The sequence below is a fragment of the Caballeronia sp. S22 genome, from assembly GCF_964261745.1.
GTDB lineage: Bacteria > Pseudomonadota > Gammaproteobacteria > Burkholderiales > Burkholderiaceae > Caballeronia > Caballeronia jiangsuensis.
This window is the reverse complement of record NZ_OZ180036.1, coordinates 1,190,529-1,203,399: the sequence shown is the minus strand read 5'-3', so window position 1 is coordinate 1,203,399 and position 12,871 is coordinate 1,190,529. Positions and strand designations below refer to the sequence as shown.

At 66.3% G+C, this 12,871-nt stretch carries 15 protein-coding genes; 6 read left to right on the top strand and 9 right to left on the bottom strand.

The genetic code is table 11. From position 1 onward, the window contains the following. Positions 1 to 4: 4 nt before the first annotated feature. The gene (locus ACEN42_RS20870; RefSeq protein WP_371881294.1) at positions 5 to 652 is read left to right on the top strand and encodes an ankyrin repeat domain-containing protein; all 648 of its coding nucleotides are present in this window, start codon (positions 5 to 7) and stop codon (positions 650 to 652) included. Between the two features lie 636 nt (positions 653 to 1,288). On the opposite strand, the gene ACEN42_RS20865 is transcribed toward ACEN42_RS20870, so the two are convergent. The 7 genes from ACEN42_RS20865 to ACEN42_RS20835 form a co-directional block, all read right to left on the bottom strand. After that, entirely contained in the window at positions 1,289 to 2,437 is a 1,149-nt protein-coding gene (locus ACEN42_RS20865) for a DUF1501 domain-containing protein (protein WP_371881293.1), read from the bottom strand. Between the two features lie 4 nt (positions 2,438 to 2,441). Next, a complete protein-coding gene (locus ACEN42_RS20860) occupies positions 2,442 to 3,860 on the bottom strand; it encodes a DUF1800 family protein (RefSeq protein ID WP_371881292.1) in 1,419 nt (472 codons plus the stop codon). Between the two features lie 63 nt (positions 3,861 to 3,923). Next, on the bottom strand, positions 3,924 to 4,406 hold the full coding sequence (locus ACEN42_RS20855) for a periplasmic heavy metal sensor (RefSeq protein WP_371881291.1): 483 nt from the start codon (positions 4,404 to 4,406) through the stop codon (positions 3,924 to 3,926). Next, a complete protein-coding gene (locus tag ACEN42_RS20850; protein WP_371881290.1) occupies positions 4,403 to 4,837 on the bottom strand; it encodes a hypothetical protein in 435 nt (144 codons plus the stop codon). Before ACEN42_RS20850 ends, ACEN42_RS20855 begins: the two co-directional genes overlap by 4 nt. After that, positions 4,834 to 5,412, bottom strand: coding sequence for an RNA polymerase sigma factor (locus ACEN42_RS20845; protein WP_371881289.1), 579 nt, complete (start codon positions 5,410 to 5,412; stop codon positions 4,834 to 4,836). The genes ACEN42_RS20850 and ACEN42_RS20845 overlap by 4 nt, the downstream gene beginning before the upstream one ends. A 200-nt stretch (positions 5,413 to 5,612) precedes the next feature. After that, positions 5,613 to 5,945, bottom strand: a complete 333-nt coding sequence (locus ACEN42_RS20840) for a hypothetical protein (RefSeq protein ID WP_371881288.1) — start codon at positions 5,943 to 5,945, stop codon at positions 5,613 to 5,615. A 94-nt stretch (positions 5,946 to 6,039) separates the two neighbouring features. After that, positions 6,040 to 6,954: a LysR family transcriptional regulator gene (locus ACEN42_RS20835; RefSeq protein ID WP_371881287.1), complete on the bottom strand. Its 915-nt coding sequence runs from the start codon at positions 6,952 to 6,954 to the stop codon at positions 6,040 to 6,042. A gap of 108 nt (positions 6,955 to 7,062) precedes the next feature. On the opposite strand from ACEN42_RS20835, the gene ACEN42_RS20830 reads away from it, so the two are divergent. Together ACEN42_RS20830 and ACEN42_RS20825 are read left to right on the top strand one after the other, a co-directional pair. Beyond that, a complete protein-coding gene (locus tag ACEN42_RS20830) occupies positions 7,063 to 8,034 on the top strand; it encodes an alpha/beta fold hydrolase (protein WP_371881286.1) in 972 nt (323 codons plus the stop codon). A gap of 55 nt (positions 8,035 to 8,089) precedes the next feature. After that, the gene (locus ACEN42_RS20825) at positions 8,090 to 9,049 is read left to right on the top strand and encodes a glutathione S-transferase family protein (RefSeq protein ID WP_371881285.1); all 960 of its coding nucleotides are present in this window, start codon (positions 8,090 to 8,092) and stop codon (positions 9,047 to 9,049) included. Here ACEN42_RS20825 and ACEN42_RS20820 read toward each other — a convergent pair. After that, positions 9,046 to 9,897 carry a 3-hydroxybutyryl-CoA dehydrogenase gene (locus ACEN42_RS20820; RefSeq protein ID WP_029672402.1) on the bottom strand — a complete coding sequence of 284 codons (852 nt, stop codon included), beginning with the start codon at positions 9,895 to 9,897 and terminating at the stop codon, positions 9,046 to 9,048. The genes ACEN42_RS20825 and ACEN42_RS20820 overlap by 4 nt on opposite strands. 115 nt (positions 9,898 to 10,012) lie before the next feature. Further along, positions 10,013 to 10,492: a 2,4'-dihydroxyacetophenone dioxygenase family protein gene (locus tag ACEN42_RS20815; protein WP_187605181.1), complete on the bottom strand. Its 480-nt coding sequence runs from the start codon at positions 10,490 to 10,492 to the stop codon at positions 10,013 to 10,015. 135 nt (positions 10,493 to 10,627) lie between these two features. Between ACEN42_RS20815 and ACEN42_RS20810 the strand changes: the two genes are divergently transcribed. Genes ACEN42_RS20810 through msrB form a run of 3 tightly spaced genes read left to right on the top strand, consistent with a single transcriptional unit; the run spans position 10,628 to position 12,838 of the window. Then, positions 10,628 to 11,554 (top strand): ABC transporter ATP-binding protein, encoded by a 927-nt coding sequence (locus tag ACEN42_RS20810; RefSeq protein ID WP_029672400.1) that lies wholly within the window; start codon positions 10,628 to 10,630, stop codon positions 11,552 to 11,554. Next, positions 11,551 to 12,312 carry an ABC transporter permease gene (locus tag ACEN42_RS20805; protein WP_371881284.1) on the top strand — a complete coding sequence of 254 codons (762 nt, stop codon included), beginning with the start codon at positions 11,551 to 11,553 and terminating at the stop codon, positions 12,310 to 12,312. Before ACEN42_RS20810 ends, ACEN42_RS20805 begins: the two co-directional genes overlap by 4 nt. 43 nt (positions 12,313 to 12,355) lie before the next feature. Beyond that, positions 12,356 to 12,838 (top strand): peptide-methionine (R)-S-oxide reductase MsrB, encoded by a 483-nt coding sequence (gene msrB, locus ACEN42_RS20800; RefSeq protein WP_250484421.1) that lies wholly within the window; start codon positions 12,356 to 12,358, stop codon positions 12,836 to 12,838. The last annotated feature ends 33 nt before the right edge of the window (positions 12,839 to 12,871 follow it).

Here is a 12,871-nt window from a genome sequence, read left to right as displayed (position 1 = left end):
AACGATGACAAACCCCCTTCGCTTGCTGGCACTCATTCTGTCGATGACATGCACGTTGGCTTACGCGCAGCAGGACGCCTACACGCTCAACGAACGCCTGCTTTCCGCGACCCGCGACGGTGATCAGGCGGCAGTCGCGCGTCTCATCGACGAAGGCGCGGCGATCGATTCACGCAACCGCATCGGCGACACGCCGCTCATCAGCGCGTGCAAGAAAGGCCTGACGCCGATGGCGCGCATGCTGATCGAGCGAGGCGCGAACGTGAGCCAGGCGGACGTGCAGGGCATCACGCCGTTGATGGCCGCGGCCTTCGACGGCAACGACGAAATCGCGGCACTGCTCATCGCGCATCATGCGGATGCGGCCGCGACCGATCGCGTCGGCAAGACCGCGATTGAATATGCGGCTGGGCGCGGGCACACCGCTATCGTGCAGCGTTTGCTCGATGCGGGCGTCGATGTGAACGCGGCTTATCGTAATCACCTCACGGCGCTGATGTGGGCGGCGGGCTATGATCAGGAAGAGACGGCGTCGATGCTGCTCGCGCGCGGCGCGAAACGCGATTTGCGGGACGATCGTGGCATGACCGCGAGGGATATCGCCGAGCAGACTCATTCGGCGCATGTCGCGGCTTTGTTGTCGAAGGGTTGAAGGCGCATTCGGGTTTGTTGCCGGATCCCGTGTTCGTGTTGGTTTATTAGCACTGCCCCTGTGCGGGGCGGCAGTCACTTTCTTTGCTGCTGCAAAGAAAGTAACCAAAGAAAGCAGCTATCCCCAGCCTAAGCACTTCACACCGGCCGCGGCACAGGCGATTGGCCTAATGGCCCGGCAGTAGCGAGTGCCCTCGAAGGTCTCGCGGGGCTTGGACCGCGCACGGTCCGACGCATCGCACCACACAACGAACTGGTTCAGCACCAAATAGCTCCAGCCCGCTACGCGGCCGACCGGTTAATCGGGTCCGCGCGCGCTTCTTCTCGACGGTTTCCCTCACATACCCAACGGCAGCGCGTAGCGCTGTGCCGAAGCTGTTTGGTGCTGAACCAGCGCGCTGAAACGTCTCGGGCGGCAGACCGTGCGCGAGCCAAGCCCGGTAAGTCCTTCGAGGGCGACACTTAGGCGAGTGCCATTGGCGGCTGGCAAGCATGGCTAACGTGCGTGTGACCGCGGGCGATGAGAAGCTGCTTTCTTTGGTTACTTTCTTTGCAGCAGCAAAGAAAGTGACCCCCGCCCCGGGGAGGGGCAGTGCTAATAGACCGACACGCCAACGGGATCCGGCGAAAACCCCCCTCAACCGATCAAAATACGTCCCCCGAATGCCTGACCGCCAGAATCCGGAAACAGCGTCGCACCGACGCGCTGCGGATCGATGCCGAAACTCTCCCCCGCCGCGCTCGCGATGACCGCATCGAGCCCGATCGTCGGCTTCAAATCGCGCGCCTGATACAGCGACGCATTCGCGAGCCCCGGCCAGTCCGCGAGCACGCGCCCGCCCGTCACCGCGCCGCCGACGATCATCGCCGCCGACGCCGTTCCGTGATCCGTGCCGCCCGTGCCGTTCGCCGCCGCCGTGCGGCCGAATTCGGTCGCGACGAGCACCGTCGTGTTCGCCCAGTGTTCGCCGAGCCCATCGCGCAGGGCAGCGAGCATCGTGTCGAGCGCCTTCAGTTGCGCGGCGAGGCGCGGGTTCTGCGCGCTGTGTGTGTCCCAGCCGCCGGTTTCGATCATCGCGATGCGCGGGCCGTCGGGCTTGCCGAGAAAGCTCGCCGCGAGCTTGCCGAGGCTCGCCGGGTCCTGACGCGCGCCCGCGTCGGCGGCGAGGCCGCGCGCCTGCATCGCGGCGTCCCAGAGCGGATGAAGCTGCGCATCGCCCGCATAGAGTTGCGAGACGCGCGTGAGCAGATCGTCCGGCGCCTGCGGCAACGACGACGGCGCATAGGACGTCACCTCGGCGCGTCCGCGCAGCGCGAGCGGCACGGTCGGCGCAAACGCGACGGCATCGGCGCGCGGCGCGGGCAGCATCGACAGAAGCCGGTTCATCCAGCCGTCCTTCAGCCGATACGGCGCGTTGCCGCCCGTTTCGAGCACGTTCTGGCCGTCGAAGTGCGAGCGCTCGCGATACGGCGATGCCACCGCGTGCACGAAGAGCGCCTGCCTGTCGCGATACATCTGCGCGATCTGCTTCATCGACGGATGCAGCGCGAAAGTGCCGTCGAGTTTCGTCGCGCTCGATGCGTCGATCGCGAGCGGCCCGCGCAGCGTCGCGTAAGCGGGATCGCCATAAGGCACGACGATGTTCAGGCCGTCCGCCGCGCCGCGCTGGATCACGAAGACGAAGCGCCGGTCGGTCTCGGCGGATGCGAATACGAGTTGCGGCGCGACGAGCATCGCGCCGGCGCTCGCGCTTGCGCACCACAGGAATTGGCGACGCGTCAGCATGGCTTCATCTCCTCAGAAAATCGGGCGACACGAGCAGGAGCGCGAGCGCGGTCGGCGCGCTTTCGGCGCGCGACACGGCGCTCGCGGTCGCATCGGACAGCGCGCCGGGAAGCAGTTGCGGACCGAGCGTGCGGGCGTCGAGCCGGTCGCCCGCGCGCGCCGCGAAACGCTGCGCGAGCTCGACGCGGCGCACCAGCGCATCGGGCGCGGCCCAGCTCGCGGCGATATCGTCGTAACCGGCGGGCGAGCCGGGACGCCAGACCTGCTGGCCGAGCTGCGTCAGAAGCGGCGCGGCGCGCACGCCTTGCAGGTCGATGCGCCCGAGCCCGCGCAGCGACGACACCGTCCAGTCCCACGGCGTCTTGAACTTGGCGGGCGCGCTTGGCCATGCTTCGGGCGCATCGGCCAGCGCGCGATACACCGACGGCAGATCGCCGCCCGTATCGCTGAAGACGCGCGCGAGCCTGTCGACGAGCGCGGGCGGCGGCGTATCCGCGACGAAGTGGCGCGCGAGCTTTTCCGCGACGTGACGCGCGGTCGCGGGCGAATTCGCGAGATCGTGCAGCACGGCGAGCGGCTGCGCTTCGTCCGTCTGCGCGTACTGCTTGCCCATCACGGTGCGCATGCCCGGCTCGTGCAGACGCGGGCGAAACACGAACGCGCCGGGCGGCGTCGGATCGTTGGGATTCTTCGCGGCGTTCGCCGTCATCCCGCCGAGGCTCCAGCCGGTTAGCGCGCGCGCGAACTCGGTCACGTCGGCTTGCGTGTAGCCGCTGCGCACGCCGAGCGTATGAAGCTCCATGATCTCGCGCGCCAAGTTTTCGTTGAGGCCGCGCTTGTTGTCGGGATTGCGCATCGCGGCGCGCGCGGCGGCGGGACTGTCCGGGCCGACCGAGCGCGCCTGATCCAGAAAAATCTGCATCGCCGGATGCCGCTCGGCCGCGACCAGCATGTCCTCGAAGCGCCCGAGCACGTGCGGACGGATCGCCTCGTTCTCGAACGATCCGGCGAGCATCGCGACGGGCGGCTTTTCGATCGACACGGCGAAGTGGTTCGCCCAGAAGTGCACGAGACGTTCGATGAACGGCGCGTTCGTCGTGAGCGCGCTCGTCACGCGCGCATCGACGGCGTTGCGGTAGATGTCGCGGATCTGCTCGCCGTATTGCTTGCGCACGGCGGGCTTGTCGGCGTCGCTCGCATCACGCAGCGCGCGCTGGCGATCGGCGAACTGCGCGGCAAGCGCGGCGCTCGACGGCTCGCCGTTCAGCGCGGGCGGCATCGCCTGATACGCACTTGCGCGCGGATCGGCCTGTTCGATGAGCCAGCCGCGCGGATCGGCGGGCAGCGGCTCGCCCGGACGCGCGCCGAGCCCGAAGCGATTCACCGCGATGGCGGCTGGCGAAAGTTGCGGCGCGTTGGCCATGACGTGCTCCGAAGTGCTCGATGCCGGTTAAACGTGTGTGCGCGGAAAACCCGTCGCTTTTTGTCATTGCTGCGGACGCTCGTCGGGCGGAACGGCGCGCAGCGGACCGTAGCGCTCCATCGCGCCGACGAGCTTCAGCCGTTCGTCGGGCGTGAGTGTCGATGCGAAATCCGCGACCGTGCCTTCGATGCGCGCGCGCAACGCGACGTCGGCTTCGCGCGTGCGCGAGAGTGCATCGTCGAGCGCCCGGCGATCGAAGTCCGGCGCGGCGAGGACATGCGCGAGATCGATGCGTCCGTCGCGGGCATCGCGAATCAGCGGCAGGCTTTCGCGGCGCGTCTTGCGCAGGGCGTCGCGCAGTTCCTTCTGGCGCCCGGGCGACAGATCGGCGGCGGCGAAACGGATGCCGCGTTGCTGCGCTGCCTCCGTGCGTTTCTGCGCGAGCGGCCCGGACAGCCAATAAGCGCCGCCCGCGATCGATCCGAGCAGAAACACGTTCAGCACGAGCGATACCGCCGCGAGCGTCTTCAGCGTGCGCAGGCTCATTGATCGCTCCAGTCGGAAGGGGCGCCGCCGAAGGCCGTGCCCGAATAGGATTGCTCGAACCATCCGCCGTGCGCGGGTTCGCCCGGCGCGGGCGCCAGCAGCGAAACCAGCAGCGCGCCCGCCGCGACGCCCGCCGCGCCCGCGCCGACGAAGCCCACGCCCGAGAACCAGATGCGCGGACGACGCCAGAAGGCGCGCGCGGGTCGCGTGGGCGCCGAATCGACGATGCGCCGCGCGAACTCCGGACCGGGCGCCGCGACGGCGTGAGCGTCGAGCATGCCGTCGAGCGCGCGGGCTTCGGCGAGCGCGGCGAGCGCTTCGGCGTCTCCGGCGTTCACGAGCGCGAGCGCCGCGTCGCGTTCCTGGGCGGGCCAGCGTTCCGGCGACGCGCCGTAAGCCTCGGTGATGTGGCGGAATCGTTCGGGTGTCATCGATGTTCCTTCGGGGCGTCGCCGCCTGACTGTGCGAGATCCGCGAGCGCGGCCCTGAGATTGCGGCGCGCGCGGGCGAGCAGACTTTCCAGCGCATCGACGCTCACGCCCATCAGCGCCGCCGCATCCGCGTTCGGCAATTCCTGGTAGTACTGCAGCACGAGCGCCTCGCGCTGGCGTGCGGGCAGCTTCGCGAGCGCCGTCGCGATGCGCTCGTTCGCGTTCGCGACCTCGATCCGCTCGTCGGGCAGCGGCGCGACATCGGCCTGTTCGGGCAGATCGTCCGATACGGTTGTCTCGCGATGACGGCGCAGGCGGTCGTAACACAGATTGAGCGTCACGCGATGCAGCCACGTATCGAAGCGCGCCTCGCCGCGCCGCCACTTCGGCGCGATATGCCAGATGCGCAGGAACGCTTCCTGGGCCACGTCGTCGGCCTCGTCACGGTCGCCGAGCATGCGGGCCGCGAGCGCGACGATGCGCGGGAGCTTCCTCGCGACGATCTCGCGGATGGCTCCCGGTTCCCGATTGCCGACGCGGGCAATGAGCGCGGTGTCCGGATCTTCTTCTTTCAATGTGTTGTCGGGTGTCGGATTGCCCGGACGCTGGGCGGGTTATCGCGTTGTTACGCATGCTCAGTAAACGACGACCGGCCCGCGATAGTAGACAGGGTGCGCCGGATACACGACGCATCCGGCGAGCATCACGGCGACGAGCCCCGCTGCGATCAATGCTTTCATCATGATGGGCTACCTCGATGCGAACGTGGTGCGGCTCATGCCCAATGCCCTTCGACCCAGCGCCAGTTCGGCCCGCGCTGCACCCAGTGCCCCGGTATCCAGCGATACCCCGTGCGCACCGGCCGCCAGTGACCCGGCGCCCAGACGTAGCCGCCATGCGCCCAGCGCCAGTGACCCGGATCCCATGCATAACCCGCGCGCGGCGGCGGCGGCGGTTCGACGCGCGGCGCGGGCGGCGCGGCGGGCGCGACGATGATGGCCTGCGCATCGGCAGGCGTGCTGTGCAGGGCTGCAAACGAAACCGCGACGACCGGCGCGAGCACGGCGGCCGAAAGCGCCGCGCGCAGCGGCGAAGGTGTTTTTTTCATGACGTGTCCCGTCGTTTCAGGTTGCGACGAGAACTTGAACGGCGCGACGGAGCGATTTCCGTCGCGGGTGCGGCGGCGAATTTGTAACCGGGTCTTACGCGAACGCGTCGATGCCGGCGACCAGACGCTCGGCAAGGCGCGGCTGCCGCAATTGCTCGGTCCACCATTGCAGCGCGCGGCCTTCGTGATCGCCGCGCCATGCGACGTACAGCACGTTCGGCTCGCGCGGATCGGCGGTTTCCTTCTCGACGAGTTCGCCGCGCGCAAGCAGCGATTGCACGCGATGCCGCGGCACCCAGCCCGTGCCGAGCCCTTGCCGCTGCGCGAGGATTTTTGCGCGCATCGTCGGCACGGCGAACGCGGCCTGTCCGCCGAGCACGCCGTACGCGCGCCCCGCCGAGCGCGACGAATCCGCGACGACGACCGCCCGATGCGCCACGATCTGATCGCGCTTGAGCGCCCCGTTCATCGTCGCGAGCGGATGACGCGGCGACACCGCGAACACCCATTGCATCACGCCGAGCTCGAACCAGCGCAGGCCGGGAATCGCCGGCGGCTCGTTGGTCGCGCCGACGATCAGATCCGCGCGGCCGTCGCGCAACGCTTCCCAGGTGCCGCTCAGCACTTCGTGGGTGATGCGCAGCGCGACGCCGGAATCGAGCGCATCGAATGCCTGCACGACCGGCAGCAGCGTCTCGAATTCGAGGATCTCGTCGCAGACGATCCACAGCCGGTCTTCCCAGCCGCTCGCGATCTGCTTCACGCGCTGCGCGAGACGCGACACGTCGAGCATCAGGCGCGATGCCTCGTCGGCGAGAAGATGGCCGGCGGGCGTCAGTTGCAGACGATAGCGGCGCCGGTCGAAGAGCAGCGCGTCGAAGCGCGTTTCCAGTTGGCGCGCGGCATGCGACACCGTCGACGGCGCCTTGCCGAGGCGCGCCGCCGCGCGCGAGAGGCTGCCGGTTTCGCGGATCGCGTCGAGCAGCGAGAGTTCTTCCTCTGACAACATGTTCGACTCCATCGAACGAGTTCATCGTCCGGATCGTACGGCAAAAGTGGCGTGGCGGATCAACATGAGCGTCATCGGGATAAACCCAACCTTCGATGGAGCTGAACGATGAACGCCTTCCTTCACACGATGCGCCGCGCCGCCAGCGTGCTTCTGGCCGCCGCCGCCCTGCAACCGGCCGCGCATGCCGCGAACACGCCGCGCGCACCCCAGCCCGCCGTCGCCGCGAGCGCGATCCAGTCCCGCACGATCGATGCGAACGGTGTCGACATTCACTATCTGCAAGCCGGACAGGGCGACGCGACGCCCGTCGTGCTGCTGCACGGCTATACGGAAACGAGCCGCATGTGGCAGCCGCTGATGACGCGTCTCGCGGGCGAACGCGTCGTGATCGCGCCCGATCTGCCGGGCGCGGGCGGCTCGGCGATGCCGTCGTCCGGCTACGACAAGAAAACGCTCGCGCAAGATATCCACGCGATGGTCCAAAAGCTCGGCTATCGCAAGGTGAAGCTCGTCGGGCACGACATCGGCCTGATGGTCGCGTATGCCTACGCGGCGCAATATCCCGACGAAGTGGACAGCATCGTGCTGATGGACGCGTTCCTGCCCGGCGTCGGCGACTGGCAGAAAGTCTGGCTCCTGCGCGACAAATGGCACTTCAACTTCTACGGCGACACGCCGGAGAAACTCGTGCGCGGCCGCGAGCGCGTCTTCTTCGAGCACTTCTGGAACGACTTCGCCGCCGATGCCGCGCATTCGGTGAGCGAGGCCGATCGCCGTTACTATTCGGCCCAATACGCGCGCAACGGCCGCATGCGCGCGGGCTTCGAGTATTTCCACGCGTTCCCGCAGGACGCGAACGATTTCGCCGCCTTCGCCAAGACGCCGCTCGCGATGCCGATGCTCGTGCTGACCGGCGAACGCGCGTCGGGCACGTTCCTGATCGATCAGGCGAAGCTCGTCGCGACGAACGTGCAGGGCGTGGTCGTGCCGGGCGCGGGCCACTGGCTGATGGAAGAAGCGCCGGACGCGACGATGACGCAACTCGTGCGCTTCATCGACGCGCCTTCGTCCAACTGATATGCATCGAGGCCGTGGCGCGTGTCTTGCGCCGCGGCATTCAAGGAGAATGGAAATGGGACTTCTCGTCGACGGAACATGGCAGGACAAATGGTACGAAACGGCGTCCACGGGCGGGCGCTTCGTGCGCAAGGACGCTGCGTTTCGCAACTGGGTGACGGCCGATGGCGCGCCGGGGCCGAGCGGCGAGGGCGGCTTCAAGGCCGAAGCCGGGCGCTATCACCTGTATGTGAGCCTCGCGTGCCCGTGGGCGCATCGCACGCTCATCGTGCGCGCGCTGAAGGGGCTGGAAGCGATGATCGACGTATCGGTCGTGAACTGGCTGATGCTGGAAAACGGCTGGACTTTCGACGACGCTCCGGGCGTCGTGCCCGACAGAATCAACGGCGCGCGCTATCTGCATCAGGTCTACACGGCAGCCGATCCGCGTTACAGCGGTCGCGTGACCGTGCCGATCCTGTGGGACAAGGTGCGCGGGACGATCGTCAACAACGAGTCGTCGGAGATCATCCGGATGCTGAATTCCGCGTTCGATGGCATCGGCGCGAAACCGGGCGATTACTATCCGCGCGAGCTGCGGGAAGAGATCGACGCGCTCAACGCGCGCATCTACGACACGGTCAATAACGGCGTCTACAAGGCGGGCTTCGCGACGACGCAGGCCGCGTACGAGGAAGCGGTGACGCCGCTCTTCGACACGCTCGATTTTCTCGAAGAGCGCCTGGGCACGCGCCGCTATCTGACGGGCGAGCGTTTCACCGAAGCGGACATTCGCCTATTCACGACGCTCGTGCGCTTCGACGCGGTGTATGTCGGCCACTTCAAGTGCAATCTGCGGCGCATCGTGGATTATCCGCATCTCTCGAAGTACGCGCGCGAGATTTACCGGATGCCGGGCGTCGCGGCGACGGTGAACTTCGAGCACATCAAGCGGCATTACTACGAGAGCCATCGGACGATCAATCCGACGGGCATCGTGCCCGCCGGACCGGTGCTCGATTTCGACGCGGCCTAGTCGTATCGATAGACGCCGCGCTTCGTCTTGCGCCCGAGACGCCCCGCCGACACGAGTTCGCGCAACAGCGGACACGCGCGGTATTTCGAATCGCCGAAGTCCTTGAGGAACACGTCCATCACCGAGAGGCACACGTCCAGGCCGATCAGGTCCGCGAGCGCGAGCGGGCCGATCGGATGATTCGCGCCGAGCTTCATGCCCGCGTCGATTTCCTCCGCGCTCGCAACGCCTTCATAGAGCACGAAGAACGCTTCGTTGATCATCGGCACGAGAATGCGGTTGACGACGAAGCCCGGCGAGTTGCGCACGCCGATTGGCGATTTGTCGAGCTTCTCGGTGAGTTCGCGCACGGCGGCGGCGGTTTCATCGCTCGTCTGCACGCCGCGAATCACTTCGACGAGTTGCAGCAGCGGCACCGGATTGAAGAAGTGCATGCCGATAAAGCGCTCGGGGGTGGCGAGCGTCGCGGCGAGCGAGGTGATCGAGATCGACGACGTGTTCGACGCGATGATCGCATCGGCGCGGGCCGCCCCTTCGATCTGCTTCAGGATGCGGTTCTTGAGCTCGACGTTCTCCGTCGCGGCTTCGATCACGATATCGGCTTCGGAGAGGCGCGCGTAATCGGTGGAGGTTTCGATGCGCTGCAACGCCGCGTCGCGCGCGGAGGCTTCCAGCTTGTCTTTCGACACGAGCCGCTCGAGGCTGCCCGTGAGCGCGGCGACGCCCTTCGCGAGTGCCGCGTCGGTGACGTCGATCAGCACGACCTTGAAGCCCGCGACGGCCGCGACCTGCGCGATGCCGTTGCCCATGGTTCCCGCACCGACGATGCCGACGGTCTGAATCTTCATGCTTTTGCTTCTCCTCGATCTGCGCCGGCCGAGAGCGGCCGGCAAACTGGAAAGGGTCGAAAGCGCGCGAGGCGCGTCCAGACATCGATTCTAACCAGTGGCCGCGACCGCGGCGTTACCCGAAAGCCGTCAAATCTTTCGGGGCGATGCCGTTTGCATGACAGAAGGCAGCGTAACGGTCCCAGCCGCTCTTCCAGTTTTCAGCGGCGAGGACCTGTCCGTCGTCGTTCACGAAGAGCAGTTCGCCCTGAATGATGTTGAGCGTGACGATGTCCGCGCCGCCCGAATCCGCGGCAAGCGCTTCCGGCGTGTGGCTCGACCCCGCCGTCTCGTACACGATGCTTCCCGGCCCCGCGATCCAGTCGTGCTCGCGATACTTCCAGCGCCCCTCGACCGTATAGACGATGACGGTTCCCGTATGCCGATGCCGTGGCATCTGGCCTTTCGCCGGCGCCTTCATGAGCGCGATGACCTCGCCGCGAATCGGATCCAGCTTGAAATACTTGATGAGCACGCGCGCGCTGTACGGCGTGAATGGCACCCACGGCAGGTCCGCGTCGTTGAGACATGTGGTCTGAATCTGTTCGAACAGCATGATGTCGGCTCCCGTTAGTCGGCTCCTGTTACTCAGCAGTGCATTGTAGGCAGCGCCGGGCCGGGCGAACATCGGCCGAACGGACGACCCCTTTCGGTTAAGCCGGATCGCGCGGTATCTGCTATCGTCCACGCCATGCCAACCATCATCACCGTTTCCAATCTGTCCAAGACCTACGGGTCGGGCTTCCGCGCGCTCCGGGACGTGAATCTGGAGATCCGTCGCGGCGAAATTTTTGCGCTGCTCGGCCCGAACGGGGCGGGCAAGACGACGCTCATCAGCACCATCTGCGGCATCGTCAATCCGAGCGAGGGCAAGGTCACCGTCGCCGGCCACGATATCGTCACGGACTATCGCGCCGCCCGCGCGATGATCGGCCTCGTGCCGCAGGAACTCACCACCGACGCGTTCGAGACCGTCTGGGCGACCGTATCGTTCAGCCGGGGCCTCTTCGGCCGGCCGAAGAATCCGGCGCATGTCGAGAAGGTGCTGAAATCGCTCTCGCTATGGGCGAAGAAGGACAACAAGATCATGACGCTCTCGGGCGGCATGAAGCGGCGCGTGCTGATCGCGAAGGCGCTCGCGCACGAGCCCGAGATTCTCTTTCTCGACGAGCCCACGGCCGGCGTCGATGTGGAACTGCGGCGCGACATGTGGGACCTCGTGCGCGGACTGCAGAACAACGGCGTGACCATCATCCTCACGACGCATTACATCGAGGAAGCGGAGGAGATGGCGGACCGCATCGGCGTGATCAATCGCGGCGAGATCGTGCTGGTCGAGGAGAAGCGCGAGCTCATGCGCAAGCTCGGGCAGAAGAAGCTCACGCTGCAGCTCGAACAGCCGCTCGCGCAAATACCCGCGCCGCTCGAGCCTTACGGCCTCGCGCGCTCCGCGGACGGCGGCGAGCTCACCTACACGTATGACGCGCACGACGAGCCGGGGCGCATCATCGCGCTGTTGCGCCACGTCGACGAAGCCGGCGTGCGTTTCAAGGATCTGCAAACGACGCAAAGCTCGCTCGAAGACATCTTCGTGAGTCTCGTCAGGGAAACCAAATGAATCTATACGCCATTCGCGCGATCTACCGTTTCGAGATGGCGCGCGCCGGGCGTACGCTGATGCAGAGCATCGTGTCGCCCGTGATTTCGACATCGCTTTACTTCGTCGTGTTCGGGGCGGCCATCGGCTCGCGCATTCCGGAAGTCGACGGCATCAGCTACGGCGCGTTCATCGTGCCGGGACTCGTGATGCTGTCGCTGCTCACGCAAAGCATCGCCAACGCGTCCTTCGGCATCTATTTTCCGAAGTTCACGGGCACGATCTACGAACTGCTGTCCGCGCCGGTGTCGCACTTCGAACTCGTCCTGAGCTACGTGGGCGCGGCCGCGACCAAATCCGTCATCCTCGGACTGATCATTCTTCTTACCGCACGATTATTCGTGCCGCTCAGAATCGATCATCCTGTCTGGATGATCGTATTTTTGCTGCTCACGTCCGTGACGTTCAGCCTGCTCGGGTTCATCATCGGCATCTGGGCGGATGGCTTCGAGAAGTTGCAGATCATTCCGCTCCTGATCGTGACGCCGCTCACGTTTCTCGGCGGCAGCTTTTATTCGATCAATATCCTGCCGCCGTTCTGGAAGGCCGTGGCGCTCTTCAATCCGGTCGTCTATCTGATCAGCGGCTTTCGCTGGAGCTTTTACGGTCTCGCCGATGTCCAAGTCGGCGTGAGCTTCGGCATGACGCTGGTGTTCCTTGCGGTATTCATCGCGATCGTCGCGTGGATCTTCAGGACGGGATACCGGCTCAAATCGTAGCGCGGCGCCTGCTGGCGGACGAAAGCATGAGAGCGGTCATTGGATGAAAATCATGAGACGCACGAAGCGCAATTTTCTCGGTGTGATGGCCGCCGCCTTCGCCGGCGGTACGGGCTCTTCCGCGCCCGCCCGGTCGTACGAGATCGATCACAGCAGCGCGGACTGGCGCCGCCGTCTCTCGTCCGAGCAATTCCGAGTGCTCCGGCGCGGCGGCACCGAGCCGCCGTTCGCGAGCCCGCTGCTCAAAGAGCGTCGCGAGGGCACGTATGCGTGCGCGGGATGCGGGCTCGCACTGTTCTCGTCGGCGACGAAGTTCGACAGCGGCACCGGCTGGCCGAGTTTCTGGAAGCCGGTCGATGGCGCCGTCGCGACCCACGCGGACGCGACGGGCCACATGCGCAACGAGGTGCATTGCCGGCGTTGCGGCGGACATCTCGGCCATGTCTTCGACGACGGACCGAAGCCCACGGGCCTGCGCTACTGCATGAACGGCGCGGCGCTCGAATTCCTGCAACAAGAAGCCTGAGATCGCGCACTCATCCACCTTACTCGCGACTTT

Coding starts and splice junctions, on each gene's coding strand:
- ACEN42_RS20825 (WP_371881285.1), top strand. CDS start 8,090: ATGGGACTTCTCGTCGACGGAACATGGCAGGACAAATGGTACGAAACG.
- msrB (WP_250484421.1), top strand. CDS start 12,356: ATGAAAATCATGAGACGCACGAAGCGCAATTTTCTCGGTGTGATGGCC.
- ACEN42_RS20815 (WP_187605181.1), bottom strand. CDS start 10,492: ATGCTGTTCGAACAGATTCAGACCACATGTCTCAACGACGCGGACCTG.
- ACEN42_RS20820 (WP_029672402.1), bottom strand. CDS start 9,897: ATGAAGATTCAGACCGTCGGCATCGTCGGTGCGGGAACCATGGGCAAC.
- ACEN42_RS20810 (WP_029672400.1), top strand. CDS start 10,628: ATGCCAACCATCATCACCGTTTCCAATCTGTCCAAGACCTACGGGTCG.
- ACEN42_RS20850 (WP_371881290.1), bottom strand. CDS start 4,837: ATGACACCCGAACGATTCCGCCACATCACCGAGGCTTACGGCGCGTCG.
- ACEN42_RS20860 (WP_371881292.1), bottom strand. CDS start 3,860: ATGGCCAACGCGCCGCAACTTTCGCCAGCCGCCATCGCGGTGAATCGC.
- ACEN42_RS20830 (WP_371881286.1), top strand. CDS start 7,063: ATGAACGCCTTCCTTCACACGATGCGCCGCGCCGCCAGCGTGCTTCTG.
- ACEN42_RS20870 (WP_371881294.1), top strand. CDS start 5: ATGACAAACCCCCTTCGCTTGCTGGCACTCATTCTGTCGATGACATGC.
- ACEN42_RS20805 (WP_371881284.1), top strand. CDS start 11,551: ATGAATCTATACGCCATTCGCGCGATCTACCGTTTCGAGATGGCGCGC.
- ACEN42_RS20840 (WP_371881288.1), bottom strand. CDS start 5,945: ATGAAAAAAACACCTTCGCCGCTGCGCGCGGCGCTTTCGGCCGCCGTG.
- ACEN42_RS20835 (WP_371881287.1), bottom strand. CDS start 6,954: ATGTTGTCAGAGGAAGAACTCTCGCTGCTCGACGCGATCCGCGAAACC.
- ACEN42_RS20855 (WP_371881291.1), bottom strand. CDS start 4,406: ATGAGCCTGCGCACGCTGAAGACGCTCGCGGCGGTATCGCTCGTGCTG.
- ACEN42_RS20865 (WP_371881293.1), bottom strand. CDS start 2,437: ATGCTGACGCGTCGCCAATTCCTGTGGTGCGCAAGCGCGAGCGCCGGC.